The following is a 25,090-nucleotide window of genomic DNA, read 5'->3' on the forward strand; positions in this document are numbered from 1 at the left end:
CCGCGGCTCCCGCGACGGCGCGAGAGTGCTGTCCATGCCGGACGGTCCGGCAGCCTTCGGGAGGATGACTCATGACCATGCGTGATTATGCTGACCTCGCCACGACCGGCGCAACCGCCGACAGCCTTGCCGCGTTCGAGCAGGCCAGCCACGAGTTGCGCTGCTACATCGACGATCCGGTGGCCAGCGTGGAGCATGCGCTCGCCGCCAGCCCGGCGATGACGATGGCGCACGTGCTCAAGGCCTGGCTGCACCTGCTCGGGACCGAGCCCGCCGGCCTGCCCATCGCACGTGATTGCCTGCGCGTCGCCGAGGCCCTGCCGGCCAACGAGCGTGAGCGCGGCCACCTTCGGGCCATCGGCCTGCTGCTCGAGGGCCGCTGGCGCGCTGCGGCACGCACGCTGGAGGACATCAACGCCGACTACCCGCGCGACGCGCTCGCGCTGCAGGCCGGCCACCTGCTCGACTTCTTCACCGGCGACGCGCGCATGCTCCGCGACCGTATTGCCCGTGCACTGCCGGCATGGGGTGCGAGCCAGCCGGGCCACCACGCGCTGCTGGGCATGTATGCCTTTGGCCTGGAGGAATGCGGCCAGTACGCGCAGGCCGAACGCCATGGGCGCCTGAGCGTGGAACGCCAGCCTCGCGACGGCTGGGGCTGGCATGCGGTCGCGCACGTAATGGAAATGCAGGGCCGCACCGAGGACGGCATCGCCTGGCTGGGTACGGATGCCGAGCTCTGGTCGCGCGACAGCGCTTTCGCCGTGCACAACTGGTGGCACCTGGCGTTGTTCCATCTGGAGCTCGACCGGATCGACGAGGCGCTGGACCTTTTCGACGGCCCGATCGACGGCAGGCGTTCGGCGTTGGCGATGGACCTGATCGACGCCACCTCGTTGCTGTGGCGGCTCCACCTGCGTGGCGCGGACGTCGGTGAGCGATGGGAAACCGTCGCCGACCGGTGGGCGCCACTGGCGGGCGCCGGGCACTACGCGTTCAACGAATTGCACGCGATGATGGCCTTCGTCGGCAGCGGACGCGGCAAGGCGCAGCGGGCGGTACTGGAATCGCTGGAAACTGCCGCCGCGACGGGCACCGGCGATACCGCTGCTTTCGCACGCGAAGTCGGCCTGGATGCCGCGCGTGCGATGCAGGCGTTCGGCGAGGCGCGCCATGCCGACGCCATTTCGCTGCTGCGTCCGCTACGTGGCCACGCACAGCGCTTTGGCGGCAGCCACGCACAGCGCGACCTTCTCGACCTCACCCTGCTGGAGGCGGCGATTCGCGGAGGGTATCGAACGCTCGCCGCGGCGCTGGCTGCCGAGCGTGCAGCGCAGCGGCCGGAAAGCCCGCTCAACCGGTTGTTCCTTGTCCGCACGGCGGACCCGACGCAAGGCCTGCCGCAGCCATGCGCGGTGCGAAGACGGCGGCCCGCCACCCTCTCCCCACTGATCAATATCCCGGGATCCCCACCATGAAAATCTCCACTCAATTCCCCTTCGATCTGCACTGGACCGCCCAGGACCTGGCCGACGCGGTGCCGCTTCGCCTTTCCGAAATGGTTGAATTCGCGACAACCGCAGGGAAACAGGGCGAGAACGACAGCCGCTTCGACAGGCCACCCCGGCGGGAACTGGGCGGCCGCTATCTGCACGGGTGGACCGGGCTGTCCCTGTTCCGGGTCCACGGCTGATCCCGACCCTGCGGATTGGTGGACAATTCCCGGACGGCCGCCCCGTGCCGCTCCGAACGGACCCACGACGACACCCATGCGAACCTTTGTACTGAGAGCGCGGGCGGCGCCCACGGACAGCCAGAAGCTGCTGGCCTCCGTGGGCACCGAAGCCCATGCGGAAATCCTGGCACACACGTTGATGAATGCCATCTTCGTCGCCCAATCGCACCGCCCCGACGTGACGGTCTACCTGGTGCTGGAAAGCACACAGGACTTCTCCCGCACGATCCGCTTCGAGGCCAGCGCCATGCATGAGATCGGCGGCTTCAACGAGCAGGCACTGCTGAGCAAGGTCGCCAAGGCGCTGGATGCCTCCCGCGGGATGGGCAAGGAGGAGACGCGACCGGTGGAATCGGGTGTCACGGTGCAGACGCTGAGTTTCGAGCGGCTGGTGCAACAACTGGCCGAGGACCATCAGCTGTTCGTGATGGACCGCAAAGGCACGCCGATCCGTGAGCAGGCGTTCGAAGGCAACCCCTGCTTCCTGCTGACCGACCACATCCCGATGCCGAAGAAGACCTTCGGCAGTCTCGATCGCCTCGGTGCCAAACGGATCACGCTGGGGCGGACGATGCTGTTCGCGTCGCAATGCGTGGTGTTGATCCATCACGAGCTGGACCAGCGGTAACTCCCCACGACGCGCGTCAGGAACGTGCCGACTACCCGGCTATGACGCTTGCGTCCTCCAGCACACCCGCGATGGCATCGCGCAACCCGGGACGCTGCGGCAACCGAATACCGAACGCCTCGCGCAGCAGCGTCATCACCGCGTCGGGACAGTACAGTTCGTGGCGCTCGCTGGATGCGCCGAGACGGTGGATCGCATAGCTACCGTTGGATAACGTCCGACGCAGGCCCGGGCCGGTGCGTGCAACGGTCAACTTGCCGAGGAACGGCGAGTCCGGATGCGTACAGACGTACCAGTTGCCGACGACGAGGTCGATCTCCTCCTGCGGGTGCAGGTCGAACCGGTACAGCGCGCGCCACTGGCCGGCCACCTGGGCGTGCAGGATGTAGCTCCCGCCGCTGCGGGCCAGCCGGTATGGCTCATGCGGCGTCGGCTGGACATCGGTGCTGTCCAGCCGCAGCGGCGCGGTGGGCACCATGCCGCCAAAGCCGACATCGGTGATGTAGTCCACGCCATCGATCGCCACCCGCACCAGCAGGTGGGTGCGCGCCGGCATCGCGTCGTTCGCCTGGCCCATCACTACCCGCCCGGTGAGCCCGCGCACCTGGAAACCCAACTGGTGCAACAATGCCAGGAACACGCGGTTGAGCTCGAAGCAATAGCCGCCGCGGCCTTCGCGCAGCAGCTTGCGCTCCACCGACGGCAGGTCGACGGGCACGGGTTCACGCAGCAGCGTAGCGATGGTCTCGAAAGGGAATGCCGCGGTGTGGCGGAGCTGGAGCTGGCCCAGGGTCTCCAGTGTCGGCGGCGGCGGTGAGTCGAACCCCAGTCGCGCCAGATAGGTACCCATGTCGGCGATCTCGTCGTGCATGCGGGTCTCCTGCTGTGGAATGCGGGAGTCTGGGACCTCAAGCATGGTTGAGGTCAACCCAGGAGTAGATCTCGCTGGACGCGGGAGCCTTCACCCGCCATGGCGTATGTATGGTCGTGCCGCGACCACGAACCGGAGGTGGCATGAACAGCAAACCGACCAATCCGCAGCCGACGCCTTTACTATCCCGCCTGGAGCGGTCGGAGGATCTGCTGGAAAAGCATGACCACGACGGCAGTGGCCATCTCGACGATGACGAACTGGTCGACATGGAGAGCGACCAGAGCTTCCCCGCCAGCGACGCCCCGGGCTGGACACTGGGCCCGACCAGGGCGCACTGACCATGCGCCACACCGGCATTTCGAACTCGATCCTCGACGCCATCGGCGACACCCCGCTGCTCGAGATCGACGGCGTGTTCGCCAAGCTGGAGTTCATGAATCCGTCCGGCTCGATCAAGGCGCGCATCGCCTGGTACATGGTCGAGAAAGCCGAGCAGCAGGGCCTGCTGAAGCCCGGCGACACGATCGTGGAAGCCACCAGTGGCAACACCGGCAACGCACTGTCCATGGTCGCAGCGGTAAAGGGCTACCGGATGCTGGTGGTGATGCCGGAGGGACTGTCCAACGAACGCGTGGCGATCTCGCGCGCCTATGGCGCCGAGGTGAAGTTCGTCGGCCACTTCCACGTCAACGGTGCGCTCGATGAAGCGAAGCGCCTGGGGGCGCAGCCGGGATATTTCGCACCGAGCCAGTTCGAGTCCGAATACAACGTCGAGGAGAACCGGGAGATCCTCGGCCCGGAAATCCTGGCGCAACTGCAGGGACGCAGGCCCGATGCGCTGGTGATGGGCGTCGGCACTGGCGGCACGCTGATCGGCGTCGGCCAGGCATTCCGTGCGGTCAATCCGAAGGTGCGGCTGTTCGCGATGGAGCCGTCGGAGTCGCAGACCATCCTCTGCGGCGAGGTCAGCACACACCACATCGAGGGCATTTCCGATGGCTTCGTACCCGGCATCTTCGCGCGCCATTCGGAACTGGTGGACTCGACGTTGTCGGTCGCCAGCGAGGACGCCATCGCCGAGATGCGGCGACTGGCGCGCGGGCACGGCCTGCTCTGCGGCCCGAGTTCAGGCGCCCACCTGGTGGCGGCACGCCGCGTGCGTGAGCAGCATCCCGAGCTCGCCACCGTGGTGACGCTGTTCTGCGACGAGGGCGAGAAGTACCTGCAGGACCACTTCACCCAGCCCGGCGGCGATGTCGTCCGGAGCGCATTCGACTAGCGGTGTTGCCGCGTCGTGCGGTCGTCAGCGATCCCGGAACTGCAGCACGCGGTTGGGCGCGGGCCGCTCGGCGGTACGGTCGGCCTCGGCACCGGGTGCCAGCGGCTGCCACGGTGCACTGCCCAGGTTATCCAGCGACTCGTAGCCGCCCAGCACGCGGAAGCGGTCCAGCACGAACGGCACGCCCTCGGCATCCAGCGGCGAGTTGGCGTCGGCCAAATGGAAATGCAGGTGTGGGCCAGTGGAATCGCCGGTGAAGCCGAGCGCACCGAGCACCTCACCGCGGTGCACGCGCTGACCGGCCGCGACCCGCACACTGCCTGGCTGCAGGTGTTCGTAGAACGCGTAGCGGTCCGGTGCGATCTGCAGGGCGACGTAGTTGCCGGTGGCATCCCCCAGCGCGTTGTCCGGATGCGCTGCCAGCGATGCGCTTTCGGGCATGTCGTCGCGCACGGCAACCACCACGCCGTCGGCCACGGCCAGCACCTCTTCGCCGTGGCCGAACCAAGCCGGGATGCGGTCGGCGTCGCCGTCGGCCTGCCGGCCCTGCGCATCGAGCTTGATGAAGTCGATGGCGAAGCGGCCGGGGATGGTCGCGCGGCCGTTGACCGCATAGACCATCCGCCGATGTCCGCGCGGCCAGTCGGGATGGTGGACCGCCGCCCACGGCCCGCCCCGCAGCGGCGGCGACAGCACTGGCGGCGGGGTCGGGTCGACCGTGACGCGGCCGCCTTCGACGGTACCGGTGACCGGGCCTTCGCTGCCCTGCAGCACATAATCGATGCCGTGGCTGAGTGCCTGCGGGCGCACCTGCGGCGGCACCGCGACTTCCAGATACAGCGTGCTGCGCATGCCCGGCGCCAGCGTACGTGGCGCATCACCAGCCGCCACCATACCGGGGCGGCCCAGCCGCGCATCGAGTTGCGCGGGGGCCAACGTGGTGAGCGCCTGCCCATCGGCACGGACTTCAACGCCAGCAAGCGTGATCGGGAAGTCGCTGACATTGCCGATCTGCAATTCGTAGACCAGTTGCGCCCTTCCATCGACGGTGACCGGCGCGGGTGCGGCCGGCACGTGCAGGTCGACGGTATTGCGCACCTCCGCGGCGCGGGCGCCGGGTACGGCCGCCATCGCCAGAAGCCCCACCGCCAATGTCATCCAGGGACGAACTGGAGCCACTCCCATCGCGCACAACCCTTGGACTTGCCCGAACGGCAACGGCGATTGTGGCCGACTGGGCAACCGGGAACCTGTGCCTGAAGGCACAGGGCGTCGGATCGCCCTGCGCAGGCGGCCAGCGGATGACTGTTCATTCGTCGGTCGCCAGCCGGATGATCACGCCGGCGCGGTCATCGGCGACCCAGATGGCGCCGTCGTCGGCAACGGCCATGCCCACCGGCGACCCTTGTGGGCGCAATCCCGCACTTCGGCCCCAAACCGGCGTCAGCACCACCGGCGTGGCAGCCGGGGCTGCTCCGTAGGCGCGGTGGCCGGCGCCGTAGACGGGGAAGCGTGGATGCGCATCGGGGACCGGCACCCCGCGCGCGTCCACCGCGAAGCTGGCGATTCGACCGCCGACCGAGCGGTAGCCGTGCCAGCTCATCAGCATCCGACCTTGCAACGCCGGGAACATCGCGCCGTCGTACCAGAGCATGTCCAGTGGCGCCGCATGCGGTGGCAACAGCAACGCCGGGGTGGCGTGCGCGTCGGACCGGCACCACTCCGCCTTGTCCGGCCATGCGGGCGTGGTGTTTGAAGTCGCCGTGCAATACGGCCAACCGAAATGCAGCCCGGGCTCAATGACGTTGAGTTCCTCGAATGGCACCCAGCGGCTTTCGAAGTCGTAGCTGTTCTCCGCCTGCAGCACCGTGCCCGAGGGATGCACCGCGAGGGCCACCGAGTTACGCAGCCCGCGCGCCATGACCGTGTAGTCCTGCGACCAGCCACCGTCACCATCCCCGTTTCGCGGATAGACCCGCAGCGACGCCGCATCCGACTCGCCCTCGCTCTCCGCGCACAGGCCGGCGTCGGTGCGCGTGCCGTCGCCGGCGCACTGGTCGCTCGGCGCGCCGACGTTGGCCAGCAAGTCGCCATTGGGCAGGAACACAAAGCTCGACAGCGGATGGCGATGCGCATGCAGGCGGTTGTCGGGTAGTCCGGTGACGACCGGCTCGATGCTTTCAGCGGGCGTCGCCGTGCCGGGGTCGAAACGAACGATCCGGCTCATCTCGCTGATGTAGACCAGCCCATCGGGCCCACGGACGATGGCGTGCGGCAGGTGCAGTCCGTCGATGATCCGCTCGAGCGTGGCGCTTTCCCCGGGCCGCGTGTGCAACTTCCACACCGCACCACGCGAGCCGTCCCAGCGCCCCAGGTCGGTCACCAGCCAGGTGTCGGCGTCCAGTTGCAGCAGCGAACGCGGCAGGCGCAGTTCGCGTGCGGGGTCCTGCACGGTCGGGCCCACCACCAGCCCCGCACACATGCCCCGCATGGTCTCGATGGCAAGGCGCGGATAACCGTCGCAGGACTCGCCCTGCACGGCATAGCGCTCACGCGCCGCGCAGGGCAGCACCGACAGCAGGCACGTCGCAGCCACGACGAGGGCACGCAGCATCGTCATCGATTCCCCTTGGAGTTCACGTCAACCGCTTCCCGTCGCCACCCGGACATCGCTCCCCAATCGGTGCGCTTCGCGGCACCTTGCGTCAAACGGAGGCGAGAGTACACGCCGCGACCTTGATCCGTACCCGGCACCCGCCCGGCCGACCCGGGCGCGCGGCTGCGTTGTAGCAGATGACGCTCACGCCGGGATCCCATCATGAAGCCGACTCCGACAGTGTTTTGCCTCATTCTGCTGGCCGCATGCGGCAGCCAGTCACCCGCCGCGGCGGACGCCGGCCAGGGTGCCGACCCCGCGCCCTCCACCGCAGCCGGCGTCGACCGCCTGCCGCTCAAGCCCGGCTATTTCGTCGCCGCGGACGTGGCCTGCGGCGACGCGTCCAACGCCACCGTGATGCTGCACGACGGCAAAGGCATCAACAGTTCGCGTGAAGCCTGCCGCTTCACCCGGATCGAAAAGACCGGCCCCAACACCTACGCCACCGCCGAGACCTGCACGGTGATCGGAGGCATGGGTGGCGGTGGCCCGGAACCGAGCGAAGTCGAGTACACCATCGAGAGCCCCGAGGCCTTCTCCGCCGACAACCGCACCTATGACTGGCAGTACGCCGCCCGCCACTGCCCACAGTCGGCACTGCCGGAACCGTGGCGCAGCAACCAGTTGGACCCCTGAGTCGTCACTGTCGATCGGCGGCGCCTGCCCACCACACTTACGTCACCCGCTCACCCGCCGCTACCCGGACACCCGTCTCGTCGGTCGGTGCCGCCTCGATAGCCAACCGCAGCCGCCCGCCATCCCGCGACACACGCAGCCCGCGATACCTGACCAGATAGCCCACCGCCACGGCGGTCGCCGCAACGCCCGACAGCGCACCGATCCCCAACGCCCAGCGCGCGCCGAACCGATCGACCACCCAACCCACCAGCGGCGCCCCCAGCGGCGTGCCGCCCATGACCACCGCGATCCGCAATGCCAGCACCCGGCCTCGCATCGCGCGTTCGGTGGTCAGCTGCATCATCGAGTTGCTCGCGGTCATGAAGGTCAGCGCCGCCAGCCCGACGAAGAACAGCACCACCCCGAACAGCACCGGCCCCGGCATCACCGCCGCCAGCGCCACGCTGACGCCGAAACCCGCCGCCGACACCGCCATCAGCACCATGCCCGGCACCGGCCGACGCGCCGACAGCAGCGCCCCGCACATCGTGCCGGCCGCCATCGCCGAGGTCAGCAGGCCGTACTGGCTGGCGTCGCCATCGAACACCGTGACCGACATGGTCGAAATGAAGATCGCGAAGTTGAAACCGAACGTCCCCAGCAGGAACAGCATCACCAGCACCGCCATCAGGTCCGGCCGCCGCCACACGTAACCGAACCCCGCCAGCAGGCTGCCGCGCGTGCGCTCCGGCCGGGCTTCGGTATGCAGCTCGTGCACCCGCAAGAACCACAGCGACACCAGCACCGCCGCATACGAGCCCGCGTTGACCACGAACAGCCAGCCCTCGCCAATCGCCGCGATCAGCACGCCCGCCACCGCCGGGCCCAGCATGCGTGCCGCGTTGAACGACGCGGAATTCAACGCCACCGCGTTGGCCAGGTCGTCATCGCTGACCAGGTCCGACACGAACGCCTGCCGTGCCGGCGCATCGAACGCGGTGACGCAGCCGAGCAACAACGCAAACCCGTACACGTGCCACAGCTGCACCATGCCGGTGAGCGTCAAAAGGCCCAGCCCCAACGCCAGCAAACCGGCGACGGCCTGCGTCGCGAGCAACAGCTTGCGACGGTCCCAGTGGTCGGCCACGTAGCCGGTCAGCGGCAACAACAGCAGCGGCGGGCCGAACTGCAACGCCATCACGATGCCCACCGCCGTCGCGTTGTGGTCGGTCAGCACCGTCAGCACCAGCCAGTCCTGCCCGATGCGCTGCATCCACGTGCCCACGTTGGACACCAGCGCGCCACCGGCCCAGAGCCGGTAGTTGTAGCTGCGGAGGGACTGGAAGATGGTGCTCAAACGGATGAGTCGGGGCTCACGCCGCGATACGCTCGATCCGGTCGACCGCATTGCCCAGCGCGCGATGCGCTTCTTCGAGGTCGTAGTCGGCCTGCAACCCCAGCCAGAACCGCTCGCTGGTGCCAAGTGCGGCTGCGAGACGGACTGCGGTATCGGCGCTCACGCCTCGCTTCCCCAGCACGATCTCGTTGATGCGGCGCGGCGGGACACCCGCGGCTCGCGCCAAGGCGTTCTGGCTGATGCCCAGCGGAATGAGGAACTCTTCCAGCAGGACTTCGCCGGGGTGGATGTTGGGCAGGGTCTTCATGGCCGACTCCGTTGCGTCAGTGGTAATCGACGATTTCCACGTCATGGGCGTCACCGTCCTTCCAGCGGAAGCACACACGCCACTGGTCGTTGATCCGGATGCTGTGTTGCCCTCTCCGGCTGCCCTTCAATGCTTCCAGGCGGTTGGCCGGCGGAATACGCAGGTCGTCCAGGATGAAGGCACTGTTGAGCATGCGTAGCTTGCGCCGGGCGACCTGCTGGATACTGGCAGGCAGCCGTCGAGACGGCGAGCCGTCCCAGATCTTTTCCGCTTCCTTGTCGGCAAAGTTCCGGATCACGCAGCAACCATAACGTAACCCGTTATATAACGCAACTCGTTATAGTCGAAAATCCGGCTCAGTTCCCCATCGGCACCAGCTTGTGGGCCGCGTCCCCGCACACCACCAGCCCACCCTCGCCCGATGCGGCGCCTACCGCCTGCACGTGCATGCCGACGGCCAAACTCTCGACGTCCACCGGCTCCGCCTTGCACAGGCTCCAGCGCGCCGGGAGTTGGACCTCCACCGGGCCTCGACCCTCCGCGTCGACCTGCACGACCGCATGGCCGTCGTAGGTCCACGGCTGCAGATCGATGGCTGTGATCGTGCCTTCGATGCGCAACGGGCCATCCGTCTGCCCGGCAACATCAGGCGCGGTGGTGGTAGTGCAGGACGCGGTGGCCAGTGCCACGGCGAGCGCAAGGGTCAACGAAAGAGCGGGAGCGATACGGGTCATCGGCAGTTCTCGATATCGGGATCAATGGATTATTACGGCCAGCGTGCCTTACCGGCGCTTCGTGGCCACGGGGTGACGCAGCAGTCGCTTCAGCCCGTGCTCGACGATGTCCGCAAATACCTTCGGCTCGCCCTGCGCGCGCGCAGTGAGCATGGCGCCGTAGACCATCGACATGAACGACTCCGCCTCCAGGCGCGCGGACGCATGCAACTCGAACAGGCCGAGTTGCGCGCCCTTGGTCAGCACCGTTTCCAGCCAGTTCGACAGATCGCGGAAATGCGCACGCACGTGATCGGCCAGGTCGGCAGGCAGGGTCGGCAGCTCGGTGGCGAGCATGCCGGCGACGCAGAACGGCGCGGACGCATCAGCGATGCATTTTTCCCAGTAACCGGTATAGAAGCGCAGCTGTTCTTCGGGGTCGAACGCGCCATCGAGTGTCCGCGTCTGCGTGACGATCGCCGTACGGGACTCCTCCACCACCGCCCGGGCGAGATCGGACTTGGCCGGGAAGTGGTGGTGGATGCTCGCCTTGCGCACCTGCACCTGCTCAGCGACATCGGCATAGCTGAAGCCGTTGTAGCCCCGCGTCTGGATGAGGTACCGGGCCGAATCTATGAGTTTCTGTTGCGTGGTCATGGGCCGGATTCTACCACTTGATAGGTAGCCTTCCAGCCGGCCCCGGAGATCAGTCGCAGGAGTAACCACAGTCAAGATTCTCCATTGACACCAAAACCTACCAACTAGTAGGGTTGCACCTCCTTCCCAAGAGTGCACCCCGTGAACTCCCTTCGAAACTTCTATTTCCTGCGCGCAGTCGTCGCCTTCGCCTGGGTCGCCGTCGTCGTCCTGTCCGCTCCCGCATCGATACTTCTCGCGGCCACGCTGCTCTTCATCTACCCGGCGTGGGATGCGATCGCCAACGTCTTCGACGCCCGGCGAAGCGGTGGCCTGCACGCAAATCCCGGCCAGAAGTTCAACGCGGTCGTCAGTGTGGTCACCGCCGTCGCCATCGTCGGCGCGTTCGCCTTGCAAGGGAACGCAGGCGGCGTACTGGTCTTCGGTGCATGGGCGCTACTGGCCGGACTCTTCCAGCTCGCAGTCGGCATCCGGCGACGGAAGCTTGGCGGCCAGTTCTTCATGATGCTCAGCGGCGGCCAGTCGGCCCTCGCCGGCGGCTTCTTCGTCGTCCAGGCGTTTGGCGTGGCGCCGGGCCTTCCCCAACTGGCGCCCTACGCGGCGTTCGGTGGCCTGTACTTCCTGCTTTCGGCCTTGTGGTTGACCTTCAGGAAGCCGATGGCGGCGCCCTGCACCTCCTGAGCGCATACACCGGCACGGCAGCACCGCCGTCAAGGCATGTTTGCGCCCGCTTCATCGCGCATCGGCTACACCAGCGACTCCCCCACAGGAGCCCCACATGACCCACCATGACGAACCCGCCACCGTCGCCGCCGTCGACCTGCAGCGTTACCTCGGCACCTGGTACGAGGTCGCGCGGCTGCCGATGCGCCACGAGCCGCCGGACTACACCGACATCACCGCCACCTACACGCTGCAGGACGTCGGCAAGGTGCGGGTCGAGAACCGCGCGCGCGACGGCGACGGTACGCCACAGGAGTCGGTCGGCGAGGCCACGCCGGTGGAAGGCAGCAACAACAGCAAGCTCGAAGTCAGCTTCCTGCCCGAGGGGCTGCGCTGGGTGCCGTTCACCAAGGGCGACTACTGGGTGCTGCGGATCGACCCCGACTATCGCATCGCGCTGGTCGGCAGCCCGGACCGCAAGTACCTGTGGCTGCTGGCGCGCACCCCGCGGATCGATCCGGCCGAACGGATGGATTACCTCGCCACCGCGCAGGCGCTGGGCTACGAGCTGGACGGGCTGATCGACACCCCGCAGCAGGGCACGCCGTAGGGCGAAGACGCCCGGTGGAAGCGGTCGCGCCGGAACTCAGTCGCGGCGGAGACGGCGCGCCGCCTCGGCCGCGGACCGCAGCGCGCCGGCATAAAGCATCCGGGCCTTCGGGGCCTGCGCGGCCGCGTTCTCCAGCCCGTCGACAAACGACGTCACCAGGTCCACCGCGTTGTACTGATCACCCAGCTCGGCCATCGTCTTGGCCACGGCATCGCGTACGTGCCAATCCACGTTGACTCCCTTCTCCGCTTCATTGGCGAGGTCCACGACGCGCAGCAGATGCGGCGTCACCAGACCGACAACGGTGGCATTCATCACTTCGGAAACTCTGCTTCGGAAGGGCGGAAGACTAACCCGGCTGGCATGGCTGCGGAGCATGGAGGTTCCGCGTGGCCGTGCGCTGTTCAGTCAAAAGAAGGTGCCGGACCCTACGGCCCGCACTGCCACTGGCCGGCGAACGTGCGCCGGGCGCCATCGGCGCGGTGGTACGTGAGCGTGGCCGGGCTGGGTGGCGACTCGCCGCCGCCCGTGGCAGGACCGGTGAGCTCGATCACTACCACCTTGCCGGCGCCCGAGAAACGCGCCCCACGCAGCATCCCGTCGAAGCCGCCCGGCGCGGCGACCGGTTCGACATAACTGCCGACCTTCACCACGCCGCGGCTGGACGCATCCGAGGCCACGTCGCCCTTCGCCAGCAACAGCGGCGCCTCCCCCGACTCGGCGGAAAAGCTGCAGGCAAGCTCACCCGCGAGCGAAGCGCCCTCGATGTCGGCCGCGGTGAGCGGCGTCAGCGTGATCGCGGAGCCGTCGCCGCCATCCGCCTGCCCGGCAACGTCAGGCGTGGTGGGAGTGGTGGTGCAGGACGCGGCGGCCAGCACCACGGCGAGCGCAAACGTGAGCGGAAGCGCGGGGGCGATACGGGTCATCGACAGTTCTCACGGCGGTTGGGGTTCAGAGACTACGCCGCGCGACGTACTCGCCCCGTCGAGGCATGCCCCAGCTCGGCGCTGTCCACCTACCCAGTGGCAGGCCCCGGTGCCGACCACCGCGCGAAGCCGGCGACGAACTCCGTGCCCTCGGCGGTACTCGACGCGAGGCGGGCGGCGCCGCCATGGGCGCGGGCCACCTCGGCGACGATGTACAGGCCCAGCCCCACGCTGCGGGTGGCTCCGCCCTCGTCGGTACCGCGCACCATCGGCTGGAACAGCGAGCCCCGCACCGCGTCGGGAATCGGCTCGCCTTCGTTGCGGATCGAGACCGCGCATTCGTCGCCGTCGGTCGAGGTGCACACCACCACCGGCGCACCGGGCCGGCCATAGGCCACCGCGTTGGACACCAGGTTGCCGACCAGCTGGCCCAGCCGCGCCGGGTCGGCGTCGCAGCGGCCGTCGCCCCGGCGGTGATGCTCGATGCGCGCCTCCGGGTAGGCCTGCGACAGTTCCGCCACCTGCGCGGCAACCGTGTCGTGCAGGTCGATCGGCTGGCGCGTGATCGCCATGCCCTGCCCCAGGCGCGAGCGGGTCAGGTCCAGCAGGTCGTTGATCAGCGCCAGGGCGCGGTCGGTGGAGCGGTCGATATTGCCCAGCAGCGGCCGGTACCGCTCCGGCAGGTCGATCATCCCCAGCACCTCGCCGGCCGTGCGGATGGTGCCCAGCGGCGTGCGCAGGTCGTGGCTGACGATGGCCATCATCTGTTCGGCGAACTCGCGGGCCGCGCGCTGCTGCGTCGCCAACTCCTCGGCCCGCTTGCGCGAGGCCAGCAGTTCGCGCTCGTAGGCGTGCCGGTCCTTGGCGATGAACAGCGCGATCTCGTGGACCATCGCACCGTCGCACTCGCGGCGGATGGCATTCATCACCATCGGCAGCGGCTTGGCGCCCTCGCGCGCCATGTCGAGCTTGACCTCGGCCACCGAGCCCTGCATGCGCAACAGCGGCATCCACTGGGCTTGGTGGAAGATTCGCCCGCCCATGGTGAGCAGGTCCTGGAACCGGCGCCGGCCGACCAGCGCGCCACTCTCCACGCCAAGCCAGCCGCAGAACGTGGCGTTGGCCCGCAACACCAGGCCGTCGTCGTCGGTGAGCAGCAGGCCGCAGGGCGCGTGCTCGTAGAGCGCGCCCACGCCGCCGTCGCTGCCGTGGTCAGTCGTGGCCACGCCCACCGCGCGAGGCCAGCGCGTCAAGGAACGCGTCCATCGCGGCCATGCTTTCGGACGGCGCGCTCAGGTGCGGGCAATGGCCGACATTGCGGATCACCCGCAGGGTCGCGTCCGGCAGCGTGCGCGCCATGTACTCGCCCACGGCCAGCGGGGCGATGAGGTCGTCGCTGGACTGCAGGACCAGCGCCGGGGCGTGCAGCTTCGGCAGGTCCGCACGGTTGTCGGACAGGAAGGTCACCCGCGCGAAGTGCGTGGCGATCTCCGGGTCGGTACGGCAGAAGCTGTTGGTGAGTTCCTCCGCCAACTCGGGCCGATCGGGCGCACCCATGATCGCCGGCGCCATGCTGCTCGACCACCCGAGGTAGTTGCCTTCCATCGTCTCCAGCAACGAGTCGATGTCCGCCCGGCTGAAGCCGCCAACGTAGTCGCCGTCGTCGATGTAACAGGGCGACGGCCCCAGCATCACGTGGGCCCGGAACAGCTCCGGCGCCTTGATGCCGGCCAGCAGCCCGATCATCGCGCTCACCGAATGCCCGACGAACACGACGGGACCCTCGGCGAACTCGCGCACCACCTCCACCAGGTCGTCCGCGTGGCCCTGCAGGGTGTCGTAGCGGTTGCGGTCGTAGGCCGACAGGTCCGAGCGTCCACTGCCGACCAGGTCGTAGCGGATGGTGCGGTAGCGGTCCTCGTACGCGGGCGCCATCAACCGCCACATGTTCTGGTCGCAGCCGAAGCCGTGGGCGAACACCATGCTCGCCGGGCCTTCGCCGGCAACGGTGACGTGGTGGCGCTCACGCAGGCTCATGGGCACGGATCCGGGGACAAGGTTCGCCTAGGATCGCATGGCGGATGGTGGTTGGCAGCCCGGCGCGCCGGGTCAAGGTGGCCGCCAGATATGAGGACGGATCAGGTCAAGCGCGCACCGGTCCGGGCCGCCCTTCCCACGCCCGCGACCACCAAGGCCGCACCGGCCGCGGAGATTCCGTCCTCGACCACGCCGGTCGGCGTCTGCCCGTACCGTTGCAGCGCGTACTTGCGCATGCGGAAGGTGACGTAGGAGGAGCCGATCGCGGCGGCGGCGCCCAGCAACGCGGCGGCGTTGCGTTGCCGCGCCGGCGCCAGCGCGACACCGGCGATCGCGCCCGTCGCGCAACGTGCCAGCAGGCCCGGCAGCGCGATGCGATCCGGCGCGCTCTTCATCTTGTCGCCGGCCATCTCCGCCAATGCCAGCGCGCCCGTAGCGGCCGAGACGGCGCGGCTGGACAACCAGCGCGGCGCGCCGTTGTCGCGTGGAAGCAGGCCGTCGCGCGCGGCGTTGGCCACGGCCGCCAGAGGCGTCACCGCGCGCATCCCGCCGATCGCGGCCATCAGAACCGAATGGACCAGTGCCATATGCAATCTCCTTGTGTCGGTGCACGCCATGTCAGGTGCGCGGCGCGTGGCGGCCTTCGGCGAACTCCTCGACGATCTTTTTGCAGAACGCCGGCAGGTCATCGGGCTTGCGGCTGGAGACGATGCCCTTGTCGGTCACCACCTCCTCGTCGACCACCTCGGCGCCGGCATTGCGCAGGTCGGTGCGCACGCTCGGCCACGCGGTCATCTTGCGACCACGTACCACGTCGGCCTCGATCATCAGCCACGGCCCGTGGCAGATCACGCCGATCGGCTTGCCGCTTTGGAAGAAGTCGCGCACGAAACCCACCGCCGCCTCATCCATCCGCAATGCATCGGGATTGGCCACGCCGCCGGGCAGGATCAACGCGTCGAAATCCTCGACCTTCGCGTCCGCTACCTGCCCATCGACCTTGAACGTGTCGCCACGCTTGTCGTGGTGCATGCCCTGGATCTCGCCGGTCTTGATCGACAGCAACCTGGTGGTCGCGCCAGCCGCCTCCACCGCCTTCTTCGGCTCGGTCAGCTCGACCTGTTCAAAGCCATCGGTGGCGAGGATGGCGACGGTCTTGTTCTTGAGTGCACTGCTCATGGGACCTCCTGCGGGTCGGGACGCGGCAAGGTGCCGCAAGTCCGCAGGATGCCTCCGGAGGCATTGGCAGCATGTGACTGTGGCGCGGAGGCAGTCAGTTGAGCTGGCATCGGGATCAGGTGTTCAAGCGGTAGCTCGGACAGGTCTGTATCTGATTGACGAAACGTGCCTCCGCCGGCAGTCTGCGCACTTCGCCGGCAGGGGGGCATGAGGCCTTCCCGACCACCGGCGATCTCAGGGAGATGAGTAATGAGTACGTTCCGCCATATGGCTATCGTGGCCCTCGCCAGCGCCTGCGCCGCCTGTGCCACCACCGGCAACACCAACAGCGCAGCGAACACCGAGCAGACCGCAGCCGACCAGGAAGTGCAGGCCGAAGCAATCGTCGGCCAGCCGGCGCCCGGCAGCAAATTCGCCCAGCTCACGATCGGCATGGACACCCAAGCCGTGCAGCAGGTCATGGACCGCGTCCCCGACCGCCAGCACAGCTACGAATCCGGCAAGCGCTGGATCCCGTTCTACTTCGGCAATGACGCGCGCCGCATGCAGGTGCTCTACAAGGGCGCAGGCTGCCTGATCTTTGCCGATGGCAATGCCTGGGGCGTGGGCGGCGGAGAACTGATCCAGATCGAGCACGACGCCAGCGGCGCCTGCTACCAGCCGTGACCCCTCGGCCGCGGCGCCAGGCCATAACACACTGAGTCCAAAGGCCACGCGATACTTCGAGTACAAAAAAAAGCCCCGCAATGCGGGGCCTTTTTTTTGAGACTTAGTGCGACGGCTGTTGTCGCGAGGCGTCCCCGGACATCGACAAGGAACAGCCCCGCCTACAAGGACGGGTCGATCAGATACTTCTCGCCGGTCGACTTGCGCTCGTACGCAGCCAGGATCTCCGGCTGCAGCGCATCCACAAGGCTGATGGTCTTCGTGTAGTGGCTGGCGAAGGTCGTCCCGAGCTCGTCCACGACACGTTGGCGCATCCGCGCCGCGACTTCCTGGCCCGCCTTCTGCAGAAAGGGGAAGAGCAGCCATCCGCCGACGTTCCAGGCAAAACCGAACGTCCGATTGATCACGGTCGGCCCCGTGTCCAGGCTGCCATAGATATAGACCTGCTTGAACGCGTCCGAGCCGTAGCGGTTGTACGTGGTGACGCCGCGGCTGGCGACCGTTTCCATCGCCTGCAGGATCTGCCCGGCCAGCTTGCCGCCACCGATGGCGTCGAAGCCGATGGTTGCACCGGTGTCGGCAATCGCTTCGGTCAGTTCGGCCTGGAAGTCCGGCGACGTGCTGTCGACGATGTGGCGTGCGCCGATATCGAGGAGGATCGCCGCCTGCGCGTTGCTGCGCACGATATTGACCAGCCCGATGCCGTCCGCAAGGCAGATTCTGTTGAGCATCTGGCCCAGGTTCGAGGCGGCGGCGGTATGCACGATGGCGCGGTGCCCCTCGGCCTTCATCGTTTCGGTGAAGCCAAGCGCGGTCAGCGGATTGACGAACATCGACGCCCCGTCCGCGACATCCACGTCATCGGGCAGCACGATGCAGTCCTGCGCCCGCAGCTTGCGCAGTTGCGCGTACATCCCGCCGCCCAGCATCCCGACCTTCTTCCCGAGGAAATGCTGCACATTGCCGCCCGCCTTGACGACGGTGCCCGCGCCTTCGTTGCCGACCGGCAGCGACTGGTCCAGCCGGGTGCGGATGGCCGCCAGGCGCTGCTGCGGAATGTCGGCGACCAGCACCGGTCGTTCCGGCGTCCCTTCGGCCCTGACGGTCGACACATCGGCAGGACCGAGCAGGAGCCCGAGGTCCGATGGATTGATGGGCGTGGCCTCGACCCGCACCACCAGCTCATCCGCGCCGGGTTCGTCCAGGGTGACCGTCTCCAGACTCAGGCGAAGCTGTCCATCGGACGTCGCCAGCGACCGCAGTTCCAATCCACTCGTCCTGTCCATCTCTGCTACCTCATCGGGGTTGTGCGCGGCTACAGCAGGAATACCCCGCCGGTCGACACCGGAGGACGCGGGGCACCCCGGGGGCGCAGCATTTCCACCACCTCCATGAGATCGATCCACGCCTTGATCGGGTCGGCCGGCGCCGGCATGCGCTCCACACCACCTTCGCTCACCAGGACGACCCGATCACGATCAGTTGCGGACTTCGTCGATGAGCTCATCAAGCAGATCCTCCCGTTCAAACAGACGGAAATACTCCCTCAGCTGCTCCCGGTCGAGGGTCTCGCGGTGCGCGCGCAGCAGGGCCCGGATATCGTCCAGGTCGCGGGTGCGCGTTGGGTCATTGACGTACCCCTGCAGCTTGAATGCAACCAGCCCCTCGGCACTGATCACCCGCAACCGCCCCATCGGCGTGTCCCGCTCATCGGCGGCCGCCAGCAGCTGTCGGGCAATGGGACGATGCGCGTACAACAGGTCGAGACCTTCCTCGCCACGCAGGTAGTTGGCCGCATCCGCACTGCGATGGATGCAGTGGTACCCCAGTTCCAGCAGGAGTTCGTGCAACCGGTCGGCATCGTCGGCGTCGACGAGAAAGTCGACATCACGGGTGGCGCGAACGACATTGTGGGCGGCAAGCGCGAGCCCGCCGATCAGCGCCGGCGGGGTCTGCAACCGGGTGAAGGCGACGAGGGATTCCCTGATCTGGGCAAGCAGGCTGGCCATCCGCGCATCGTAGCGCGACGAGTGGGACCGGCGCCCGGCAGCCGCGCCGGACTGGCGACCTCCCACACATCCACCAAGGACCATTGCGACATCGTCGGGAGACCTTCCGGAGGTCTTTCGAGGATGTCGCGGAGGTCTGCCAGCGACCTCGCGGACATCCCCGGAGACCTTCCACAGGTCTGTCGGAGACCTCGCCGAGGTCGTCGAATGACCTCGCGGAGGTCTGCGGGAGACCTTCGCGACATCGCCGACGACCTCGCGGACCCTGTCGGCGGCCTCCGCAAGGTCGCTGACGACCTCCGGGAGGTCTTTCAAGCCCCAAAACGGCCCAGAACCGCCCTCCAGACGTGCAAAAGCCACCCGGAGGCGGCTTCTGCGGTGTTGCGGGCGACCCGCGGTCAGGCCGGATCGAGCACCGGCGTGGGGGCCGGGGTGGGCGTCGGGGTCGGCGCCGGCGTGGGGGACTCCGCCCTCGCCCGGCCGCCCTGCGACCAGCGCGAACCCAGCTCCTTGCGCAGCTCCTCGAGGCCGGCGTCGCCACCGGACAGCTTGAGCTGCGCGTAGGCGTCCAGCGCGACGTGCATCGCGTCGCTGCCGAGCAGGTCGATGCTGTCGCCGATCAGCGAGAGCAGCTTCTGCAGGCGCTCCTGCAGCGGGCGCAACTGGTCGAGCGCGGCGAGGTCGGCGTTGGCACCGGCCAGGTCCGCGGCCAGGCTGGGGGGCACGATCTGCGGATTGGCGTCGAGGATGCGCAGCGCACGGCGGCAGAACACCTCCGACTTGGCGCCCATGTACAGCAGGTTGCCGCGCTCCGGCTCCGGCGTCGCCTTCAGGCCGGACAGCGAAGCGGCCATCAGGTCCAGCCCGTCGCTGGCGCCGGTGACCTGCTCGGGAGTAAGGGTCAGGGAAATGTAGTCCTGGGACACGGTGATCTCCTTGTCGATCCATGTGTGTGATCCGGCAGGGTGCCGGATGCGTCCTTGCTCCGCCGCGGTCCGTGTGGCGTGTGGTGATCGCGGGTACGGGGCGATCGGAGCGGGGGCAGTGTCGCAGCGCGCGGGCGATGGTGCAAAGTCGCGGCGCGGCGCCTGCGTCGCCGGCATGGCTGGGCTACAGAAAGCAGTTGGAGGATAGCGTCACGTCCCATCGTCCGGCGGCAGCGCGCATGCGTTCCACAAGTTCTGACACGGAACCTGCGGGTGACTGCAGCAGGTCGTCCGGCGTGGCTTCGCGGAGGCCGACGAACTCGTGATAGGCGTGGTCGAGGTCGGACGGCCCGTCTCCTGTGGCTTCGAAATGCTGCGGGCAAAGCGAAGGCACTCCGACCTGTTCGGCGACGAACTGGTCCGCCCACTCAAGCGAGCTTCGAATAGTGGCCTCCGAGTCGCCGGGCGCGCCGGTAAGAAGCAATGCGCCTGCTGTCTTCCAGTTGCCCGCATCGCGGTAGATGTACTCAAAAACCGTATGCCTCTCGTTCGCTGTCGGATCCGCCATGCCTAGCTCCATTGCAGTAGTTGCCCGCAAAGCTAGGCCGCCCCGGTCGCTCTATTTGAGATGGGCCGGCTCAGAAGGCGTCAGATGTACTAACCTGGCGCGACGGCGAAAGGGGAACGCCAATGGCTTTCTGGTGGGTTAATCACAAGCAGACGCGCGACCATGAGGTGCGGGGCGGCTACATCTGGTCGCCCTACCGAAATGCGAACGGCGCGTTCAACCAGACCTACGAGAACATGCGGCATGCGCAGGTCGGAGACCTCGTCTTCTCCTTCGCTCACGGTCGCATTGGAGCGGTCGGTCGGGTAACCGCCGCTGCGACGCCCTCACCCAAGCCTCTGGAGTTCGGGAGCGTCGGTGACTACTGGGCGGACGAGGGTTGGCTAGTCGAAGTGGACTTCGTCGAGGTGCCAAAGGCACTGAAGCCGAGTGAGCACACCGAACTTATCGCTCCTCTACTCCCTAGCCGCTATTCGCCGATCCAGAAGAACGGCCATGGCAATCAGGGCTGCTATCTGGCAGGCATCTCCGATGCACTCGGTCACCTGCTAATGGCGCTGACCCAAGCCGATGAGCTGCCGCGGTCGACAGGCCGCTTCGTCCGGGAGCCTGAGCCGGATGCTGAGATTCTAGAAGACCTGCACCGCATCGAGGACGACCCAGAGCTTCCTGTGACTCAGCGTGTCCAACTAGCCAAGGCTCGCGTCGGTCAAGGCTTGTTCCGGAAACGCGTCATTCTGTTAGATGAGGCGTGCCGCGTGACCGGCGTGACCGACAAGCGAGTACTGATCGCGAGTCATATCAAGGCGTGGAAAGACTCAAGCAATGCCGAGCGGATTAGTGGCCACAACGGGATACTCCTATCCCCGCACGTTGATGCTCTGTTCGACGACCACTTGATCACCTTCGAAGACAACGGACAAATGCATGTACACCTGTCGCTTCCAGACGATGTACTGGAGCGATGGTCAATCGATCCGAAGCGCCGAGTGGAAGCTTTTCGCCAAGAACAGTCTCCCTTCTTGTCTCATCACCGCTCTGTCTTTGCACAGAAGATCGCCTGAGAGATTCAACTCATGATCGGTAACCTAGTGATGTTCGGCGCTTTCGCGCTGTCTGTGCTGCTGATTTTCATCGCCGTAGTGATCCTCAAGCTTTGGCGCCGGCGTGATGCCCGACGATCCCCACTGCAAGGAAAAAAACTGGCGAATCTCCCCGGCCAGCAACTGATCGCCCGCGCCAACGAGCATGGCGACAACCTGCTTCTCTCGGGGCTTGTGATGTATCTGTCGTTCCCGATGATGCTCTTTGCATGGGCGATCAGCCGAATGGACTGGGACGAAGTACGAGTGGGCGCCGCTGACTGGGTATTTGTAGTCGCCGCCATTGGTGTCTTCGCATGGGGCCTGCGCGACTTCGTGCGGCACTGGCATGCGCGGAACCGCGCACGCGATGGACTGGTCGCCGAGCAAATGACCGGCCAACTACTCAACCGACTGATCGGTCCGAACTGCATCGTTGCTCACGACCTGCCCTGCGACGGCTTCAATATCGACCACGTTGTTATTGGCCCCCGCGCCGTCTACGCCGTGGAAACCAAGTCATTCCGGAAACCCCATGGTTCCGAGGATGACACGCACTACAAAGTCGCCTACGACGGTCAAGCGTTGAAGTTCCCCGGCTGGCAGAGCCAAGGGCCAGTCGACCAAGCGCGTCTGCAAGCTCAATGGCTCGCCCAGTACTTGAAACGATCGCTAGATCAGGACGTTCCGGTCATCCCTGCGGTTGCTCTGCCGGGTTGGTGGATAGACAAAACCGAAGCCGGCCGCCGCTCCGACGTTCGCGTGTTCACGCCGATGGGACGCGGGGCCGAGTTCTTGCGCAGCGGAGAAGAGATTCTGGACAGCAGAATGCGTGCGTTAGTCGCACAAGCAGTGGCGCTGCGCTACCCGCAGGTTGAGGACTCACCGGGAGGATAAATTTGGACAACCATCAGCAGCTGCAATTTGAACAAGTACTTTTGGCAGCAGTGGATCAGGCGAAAAAGTACGACTACCACCCGAATCGCTTCGTCGGGATGATTAAGTCAAAGGGTCCGTTCCAGACCGTCAAAGATATCGTCGCCAGCGGTTCGCCATCAGACGGATTTGACAAGCTCGTCCTATTTAATCGTATCGACCTAACCTGCGAAGCAATCATTGTCGAGACATCCTGGCGCCAGTTCTTCGACGAAGATCTTCTCGAAATCGCCCAGCGCCGGCTGACCAAATACGGCTACGCGTGGAAGCGCTTCGACAATTCGGAGTCGGCAGCTGAGGATGACTCGACAGTTTCTAGCGAGCTCGACGACTTTGATCCACCCAACGACGACCATCGTGAGCGCGAGCTGCGGATGGCGTACCACCGCCCTCAACAGCCGCAGTTTCGTGAAGCACTTATTCGAGCCTACGGCGCGCGTTGCTGCGTCACAGGGGCCAGTGTCGTAGAAGCGCTCGAGGCGGCCCACATAAGTGCCTACCGCGGAGAACGATCGAACCACCTCCAAAACGGCTTACTGCTGCGTGCAGATCTCCACAATCTGTTCGACCGATTCATGTTCGGCGTTCACCCGGATTCGCTGACGGTCAAACTCTCCGCATGCCTTCGGGACGAGCCGAGCTATAAGCAGTTGGAGGGACAAAAGCTCCGGATCAATGCAGCGCGCATCCGACCTTCGCGTCGTGCGCTCGAAGTACATTGGGAGGAATTTCAAAGGGCGTGAAAACAGGGGGGAAGGCGGACACACGAAGATCGGCATAGCGCCCACAGCGCATTGAAGTCGAGGGCGGCAACAGTCCCTCCGTGCCTTTCTGCCGAATCTGGACCGACGTTAGTGTCACGGCCGTATAATCAGATTCTAGCTTTTATTAAAAAAAGGGAAATGATGTCATCTATTAGAGAGGATCTCACTAAGCGAACCAAGCCGCTTTTGTACATTCATAGCGCGCCTCATATCCGGCGCGCGTTGCTTGGTAGCAAATGTACCCCCGGTCGCAAACTGATATATCTCTTTAATTAAAAAACGCACCTCTCGATCAGCCACAACATCAATTCCCAACTGAGTTATTTTAACCCGAAGCTTGTTGAAGCTACCGATAATTTTGGACTGCATCAGGACGTCAGCCCCCTCAGAAGACCAGTAAGCCGTTACATCCGCCTCAAATTCGATTGCTAGATCGCTAAGTTGATCGCGCAACATCTGCTTCCGACGTCTCGATTCATGCATTCGCTCTGACAGGTGAGAGACGACTCCGCCTGCCAAGGCTCCAAGCAACGCGCCAAGAACGGCACCGAGAATTGAAGCTTCAAGCTCGGAACTCATTCAACTTCAGCCTCATTTATAAAGTCGACAATAGAATCTGCATAAAAAACTAAAGCGGGATCCTCAAATTTAACCTCAATTCGCCTTTTTAAATCATCTCTATCGTAGCCGTGAAGCCTGACCAAACCTCCAAAAGCCTCCTCCAAAAAAGAGGATCCAAAGCCACTGACGCCGTCCAGCACAATAACCACTATATCCGACTCGGATAGCGCGGGAACAAGAAGTTCCTCTCTAAAAGTGGTCCCGTTAAACGGCCCATCCTCAGGAAATCTCCCAGCTGGTGCAGAGGAAAAATCCTCAGCTATTTTAATAGTCTTCATATGGAGATCGCCGAATAATTATCAATGACCCACTCAATAAACGTTCCACCAATCGGACGGGACAGATTAGATAGGTGCACTGCCTCCGCCCCACCTATACCTCTCTCGTAGCAATACATGCCCTTACCGCTAAATATCCGAAGCCTGCCTCCATGCTTGCTTGAAGAAATCAACCTTCGAATATCTCGCGTAAGCCCGTAACCCCGATTGCGCTTTTTCGTACTTGTCCGCCTAAGCTCTACGGCAGCCTTAATCATCTTTGCATCATCCTTCAGAATATCTCCAACGAGCTTTACATAGGAACGAAGCTCTTCACTGTTTTTCTTCGGAAGGGTATGCGGAATTCCGACGCCATGATCTAAACATAACACTGTAAGCTTTCCACTCTCCGGGTTTACTGAGGCAGAAATCCACCATCTGCGCATACGACGATCATTGGGATACGCGTGGTGTTGCACATTGGTCATACCTTCGACCAACCCATCATAAAGAGCGTATCTAGCACTAATCTTCCCAGCGAGCGCTTCGATCAAGCCACGAAGCTCCTCCGCCGCCCCACCCCCGGAACCTTCTCCAGCATAAAATCGCAAAAACTGCGGATCATCAGGCGTTGCTTCCGGAATCTTACACTGGAGAGCAGATTCACTAACGCCCAGCAGCTCAAAAAAACCCATCTGCTTAAGCAACTTGCGAACATCCGCATCCCATCTGTGAACATCTACGGCCTTTAACTTTCGTTGCTTATTCAGCTGATTCCAACGATCCAACTCTGCCGCGAGTAAAAGTGCCGCAGCCGGCGAAATATGCCGGATGGGCTTAAAGTCAATGATTGTTGGAATCCTCAAGCCTGCCCGTGACATTCCTCGCAGAGACCAGATAAGGCTCATAGTCTCGTCGTAATTACGTGAAAGATTCATGACCTCAGGACAGGTCACCGTTCGCGCATAGCGTCTTCTACGGCCATGGTGCTGATTTTTGATCTGCGGGCTAAAGTGCTTCTC

The 25,090-nt window shown here is 65.4% G+C and carries 34 protein-coding genes; 12 read left to right on the plus strand and 22 right to left on the minus strand.

Translation table 11 applies throughout. The features are described from left to right. The first annotated feature begins 77 nt into the window (after window positions 1-77). The 3 genes from ACT9F5_RS03470 (at window position 78) to trmY (ending at window position 2,363) form a co-directional block, all read left to right on the plus strand. Window positions 78-1,478, plus strand: coding sequence for a tetratricopeptide repeat protein (locus ACT9F5_RS03470; RefSeq protein WP_445118535.1), 1,401 nt, complete (start codon window positions 78-80; stop codon window positions 1,476-1,478). After that, window positions 1,475-1,693, plus strand: coding sequence for a hypothetical protein (locus tag ACT9F5_RS03475; protein WP_445118536.1), 219 nt, complete (start codon window positions 1,475-1,477; stop codon window positions 1,691-1,693). Before ACT9F5_RS03470 ends, ACT9F5_RS03475 begins: the two co-directional genes overlap by 4 nt. 76 nt (window positions 1,694-1,769) lie before the next feature. Further along, window positions 1,770-2,363, plus strand: coding sequence for a tRNA (pseudouridine(54)-N(1))-methyltransferase TrmY (trmY, locus tag ACT9F5_RS03480; protein ID WP_445118537.1), 594 nt, complete (start codon window positions 1,770-1,772; stop codon window positions 2,361-2,363). 31 nt (window positions 2,364-2,394) lie between these two features. Here trmY and ACT9F5_RS03485 read toward each other — a convergent pair whose 3' ends face one another. Beyond that, the gene (locus ACT9F5_RS03485) at window positions 2,395-3,234 is read right to left on the minus strand and encodes an arylamine N-acetyltransferase (protein ID WP_445118538.1); all 840 of its coding nucleotides are present in this window, start codon (window positions 3,232-3,234) and stop codon (window positions 2,395-2,397) included. A gap of 143 nt (window positions 3,235-3,377) precedes the next feature. On the opposite strand from ACT9F5_RS03485, the gene ACT9F5_RS03490 reads away from it, so the two are divergent. Together ACT9F5_RS03490 and ACT9F5_RS03495 are read left to right on the plus strand one after the other, a co-directional pair. Further along, on the plus strand, window positions 3,378-3,575 hold the full coding sequence (locus ACT9F5_RS03490) for a hypothetical protein (protein WP_445118539.1): 198 nt from the start codon (window positions 3,378-3,380) through the stop codon (window positions 3,573-3,575). A gap of 2 nt (window positions 3,576-3,577) precedes the next feature. Further along, the gene (locus ACT9F5_RS03495) at window positions 3,578-4,516 is read left to right on the plus strand and encodes a pyridoxal-phosphate dependent enzyme (RefSeq protein WP_445118540.1); all 939 of its coding nucleotides are present in this window, start codon (window positions 3,578-3,580) and stop codon (window positions 4,514-4,516) included. Between the two features lie 24 nt (window positions 4,517-4,540). Here the strand turns inward: ACT9F5_RS03495 and ACT9F5_RS03500 are convergent, their stop codons facing one another. Beyond that, window positions 4,541-5,647 carry a peptidoglycan DD-metalloendopeptidase family protein gene (locus ACT9F5_RS03500; protein ID WP_445118541.1) on the minus strand — a complete coding sequence of 369 codons (1,107 nt, stop codon included), beginning with the start codon at window positions 5,645-5,647 and terminating at the stop codon, window positions 4,541-4,543. Between the two features lie 178 nt (window positions 5,648-5,825). Next, window positions 5,826-7,136 carry a PQQ-dependent sugar dehydrogenase gene (locus tag ACT9F5_RS03505; RefSeq protein ID WP_445118542.1) on the minus strand — a complete coding sequence of 437 codons (1,311 nt, stop codon included), beginning with the start codon at window positions 7,134-7,136 and terminating at the stop codon, window positions 5,826-5,828. A 198-nt stretch (window positions 7,137-7,334) separates the two neighbouring features. On the opposite strand from ACT9F5_RS03505, the gene ACT9F5_RS03510 reads away from it, so the two are divergent. Then, window positions 7,335-7,808 (plus strand): hypothetical protein, encoded by a 474-nt coding sequence (locus tag ACT9F5_RS03510; RefSeq protein ID WP_445118543.1) that lies wholly within the window; start codon window positions 7,335-7,337, stop codon window positions 7,806-7,808. 37 nt (window positions 7,809-7,845) lie between these two features. Here the strand turns inward: ACT9F5_RS03510 and ACT9F5_RS03515 are convergent, their stop codons facing one another. The 5 genes from ACT9F5_RS03515 to ACT9F5_RS03535 are packed head-to-tail and all read right to left on the minus strand — an operon-like array spanning window position 7,846 to window position 10,824. Further along, window positions 7,846-9,147 (minus strand): MFS transporter, encoded by a 1,302-nt coding sequence (locus tag ACT9F5_RS03515; protein WP_445118544.1) that lies wholly within the window; start codon window positions 9,145-9,147, stop codon window positions 7,846-7,848. 16 nt (window positions 9,148-9,163) lie between these two features. Further along, window positions 9,164-9,454, minus strand: a complete 291-nt coding sequence (locus ACT9F5_RS03520) for a HigA family addiction module antitoxin (protein WP_445118545.1) — start codon at window positions 9,452-9,454, stop codon at window positions 9,164-9,166. A 16-nt stretch (window positions 9,455-9,470) separates the two neighbouring features. Then, window positions 9,471-9,752 carry a type II toxin-antitoxin system RelE/ParE family toxin gene (locus tag ACT9F5_RS03525; protein ID WP_445118546.1) on the minus strand — a complete coding sequence of 94 codons (282 nt, stop codon included), beginning with the start codon at window positions 9,750-9,752 and terminating at the stop codon, window positions 9,471-9,473. A gap of 58 nt (window positions 9,753-9,810) precedes the next feature. After that, window positions 9,811-10,188: a hypothetical protein gene (locus ACT9F5_RS03530; protein WP_445118547.1), complete on the minus strand. Its 378-nt coding sequence runs from the start codon at window positions 10,186-10,188 to the stop codon at window positions 9,811-9,813. Window positions 10,189-10,236: 48 nt separating this feature from the next. After that, on the minus strand, window positions 10,237-10,824 hold the full coding sequence (locus ACT9F5_RS03535; protein ID WP_445118548.1) for a TetR family transcriptional regulator: 588 nt from the start codon (window positions 10,822-10,824) through the stop codon (window positions 10,237-10,239). A gap of 141 nt (window positions 10,825-10,965) precedes the next feature. Here ACT9F5_RS03535 and ACT9F5_RS03540 point away from each other — a divergent pair, with 141 nt between their 5' ends. Next, window positions 10,966-11,505 (plus strand): hypothetical protein, encoded by a 540-nt coding sequence (locus ACT9F5_RS03540; RefSeq protein ID WP_445118549.1) that lies wholly within the window; start codon window positions 10,966-10,968, stop codon window positions 11,503-11,505. 97 nt (window positions 11,506-11,602) lie between these two features. Further along, window positions 11,603-12,097: a lipocalin family protein gene (locus tag ACT9F5_RS03545; RefSeq protein ID WP_445118550.1), complete on the plus strand. Its 495-nt coding sequence runs from the start codon at window positions 11,603-11,605 to the stop codon at window positions 12,095-12,097. Between the two features lie 36 nt (window positions 12,098-12,133). Here ACT9F5_RS03545 and ACT9F5_RS03550 read toward each other — a convergent pair whose 3' ends face one another. The 6 genes from ACT9F5_RS03550 to ACT9F5_RS03575 all read right to left on the minus strand — a co-directional run bounded on the left by ACT9F5_RS03550 (window position 12,134) and on the right by ACT9F5_RS03575 (window position 16,239). Continuing rightward, entirely contained in the window at window positions 12,134-12,412 is a 279-nt protein-coding gene (locus ACT9F5_RS03550; protein ID WP_445118551.1) for a hypothetical protein, read from the minus strand. Between the two features lie 113 nt (window positions 12,413-12,525). Beyond that, window positions 12,526-13,023 (minus strand): hypothetical protein, encoded by a 498-nt coding sequence (locus ACT9F5_RS03555; RefSeq protein ID WP_445118552.1) that lies wholly within the window; start codon window positions 13,021-13,023, stop codon window positions 12,526-12,528. An 89-nt stretch (window positions 13,024-13,112) separates the two neighbouring features. Further along, a complete protein-coding gene (locus ACT9F5_RS03560; protein WP_445118553.1) occupies window positions 13,113-14,249 on the minus strand; it encodes an ATP-binding protein in 1,137 nt (378 codons plus the stop codon). Next, window positions 14,236-15,060: an alpha/beta fold hydrolase gene (locus ACT9F5_RS03565; RefSeq protein WP_445118554.1), complete on the minus strand. Its 825-nt coding sequence runs from the start codon at window positions 15,058-15,060 to the stop codon at window positions 14,236-14,238. The genes ACT9F5_RS03560 and ACT9F5_RS03565 overlap by 14 nt, the downstream gene beginning before the upstream one ends. Before the next feature lie 101 nt (window positions 15,061-15,161). Beyond that, on the minus strand, window positions 15,162-15,647 hold the full coding sequence (locus ACT9F5_RS03570; protein ID WP_445118555.1) for a DUF4126 family protein: 486 nt from the start codon (window positions 15,645-15,647) through the stop codon (window positions 15,162-15,164). A 31-nt stretch (window positions 15,648-15,678) separates the two neighbouring features. Next, entirely contained in the window at window positions 15,679-16,239 is a 561-nt protein-coding gene (locus tag ACT9F5_RS03575) for a DJ-1/PfpI/YhbO family deglycase/protease (RefSeq protein WP_445118556.1), read from the minus strand. Between the two features lie 267 nt (window positions 16,240-16,506). Here ACT9F5_RS03575 and ACT9F5_RS03580 point away from each other — a divergent pair, with 267 nt between their 5' ends. After that, on the plus strand, window positions 16,507-16,905 hold the full coding sequence (locus ACT9F5_RS03580) for a hypothetical protein (RefSeq protein ID WP_445118557.1): 399 nt from the start codon (window positions 16,507-16,509) through the stop codon (window positions 16,903-16,905). Window positions 16,906-17,066: 161 nt separating this feature from the next. Here the strand turns inward: ACT9F5_RS03580 and ACT9F5_RS03585 are convergent, their stop codons facing one another. From ACT9F5_RS03585 to ACT9F5_RS03605, 5 genes are all read right to left on the minus strand, one after another. Then, window positions 17,067-18,173, minus strand: a complete 1,107-nt coding sequence (locus ACT9F5_RS03585) for a zinc-binding dehydrogenase (RefSeq protein ID WP_445118558.1) — start codon at window positions 18,171-18,173, stop codon at window positions 17,067-17,069. A 47-nt stretch (window positions 18,174-18,220) separates the two neighbouring features. After that, entirely contained in the window at window positions 18,221-18,412 is a 192-nt protein-coding gene (locus tag ACT9F5_RS03590; RefSeq protein ID WP_445118559.1) for a hypothetical protein, read from the minus strand. Next, entirely contained in the window at window positions 18,384-18,998 is a 615-nt protein-coding gene (locus ACT9F5_RS03595) for a nucleotidyltransferase family protein (RefSeq protein ID WP_445118560.1), read from the minus strand. The genes ACT9F5_RS03590 and ACT9F5_RS03595 overlap by 29 nt, the downstream gene beginning before the upstream one ends. Window positions 18,999-19,312: 314 nt before the next feature. Then, window positions 19,313-19,840 carry a hypothetical protein gene (locus tag ACT9F5_RS03600; RefSeq protein ID WP_445118561.1) on the minus strand — a complete coding sequence of 176 codons (528 nt, stop codon included), beginning with the start codon at window positions 19,838-19,840 and terminating at the stop codon, window positions 19,313-19,315. Window positions 19,841-20,024: 184 nt separating this feature from the next. After that, entirely contained in the window at window positions 20,025-20,408 is a 384-nt protein-coding gene (locus tag ACT9F5_RS03605; protein WP_445118562.1) for a hypothetical protein, read from the minus strand. Window positions 20,409-20,530: 122 nt separating this feature from the next. On the opposite strand from ACT9F5_RS03605, the gene ACT9F5_RS03610 reads away from it, so the two are divergent. The 3 genes from ACT9F5_RS03610 to ACT9F5_RS03620 are packed head-to-tail and all read left to right on the plus strand — an operon-like array spanning window position 20,531 to window position 23,169. Further along, window positions 20,531-21,472, plus strand: coding sequence for an HNH endonuclease (locus ACT9F5_RS03610; RefSeq protein WP_445118563.1), 942 nt, complete (start codon window positions 20,531-20,533; stop codon window positions 21,470-21,472). A gap of 12 nt (window positions 21,473-21,484) precedes the next feature. Then, a complete protein-coding gene (locus ACT9F5_RS03615) occupies window positions 21,485-22,387 on the plus strand; it encodes an NERD domain-containing protein (protein ID WP_445118564.1) in 903 nt (300 codons plus the stop codon). A gap of 2 nt (window positions 22,388-22,389) precedes the next feature. Then, on the plus strand, window positions 22,390-23,169 hold the full coding sequence (locus ACT9F5_RS03620) for an HNH endonuclease (RefSeq protein ID WP_445118565.1): 780 nt from the start codon (window positions 22,390-22,392) through the stop codon (window positions 23,167-23,169). Window positions 23,170-23,334: 165 nt separating this feature from the next. Here the strand turns inward: ACT9F5_RS03620 and ACT9F5_RS03625 are convergent, their stop codons facing one another. From ACT9F5_RS03625 to ACT9F5_RS03635, 3 genes are read right to left on the minus strand one after another with little or no spacing between them, the layout of a single operon-like run. Continuing rightward, the gene (locus tag ACT9F5_RS03625; protein ID WP_445118566.1) at window positions 23,335-23,769 is read right to left on the minus strand and encodes a hypothetical protein; all 435 of its coding nucleotides are present in this window, start codon (window positions 23,767-23,769) and stop codon (window positions 23,335-23,337) included. Beyond that, window positions 23,766-24,089 carry an STAS-like domain-containing protein gene (locus tag ACT9F5_RS03630; protein ID WP_445118567.1) on the minus strand — a complete coding sequence of 108 codons (324 nt, stop codon included), beginning with the start codon at window positions 24,087-24,089 and terminating at the stop codon, window positions 23,766-23,768. The genes ACT9F5_RS03625 and ACT9F5_RS03630 overlap by 4 nt, the downstream gene beginning before the upstream one ends. Continuing rightward, the gene (locus ACT9F5_RS03635) at window positions 24,086-24,976 is read right to left on the minus strand and encodes a hypothetical protein (RefSeq protein ID WP_445118568.1); all 891 of its coding nucleotides are present in this window, start codon (window positions 24,974-24,976) and stop codon (window positions 24,086-24,088) included. Before ACT9F5_RS03635 ends, ACT9F5_RS03630 begins: the two co-directional genes overlap by 4 nt. Between the last annotated feature and the right edge of the window lie 114 nt (window positions 24,977-25,090).

The organism is Lysobacter sp. F6437 (assembly GCF_052547215.1).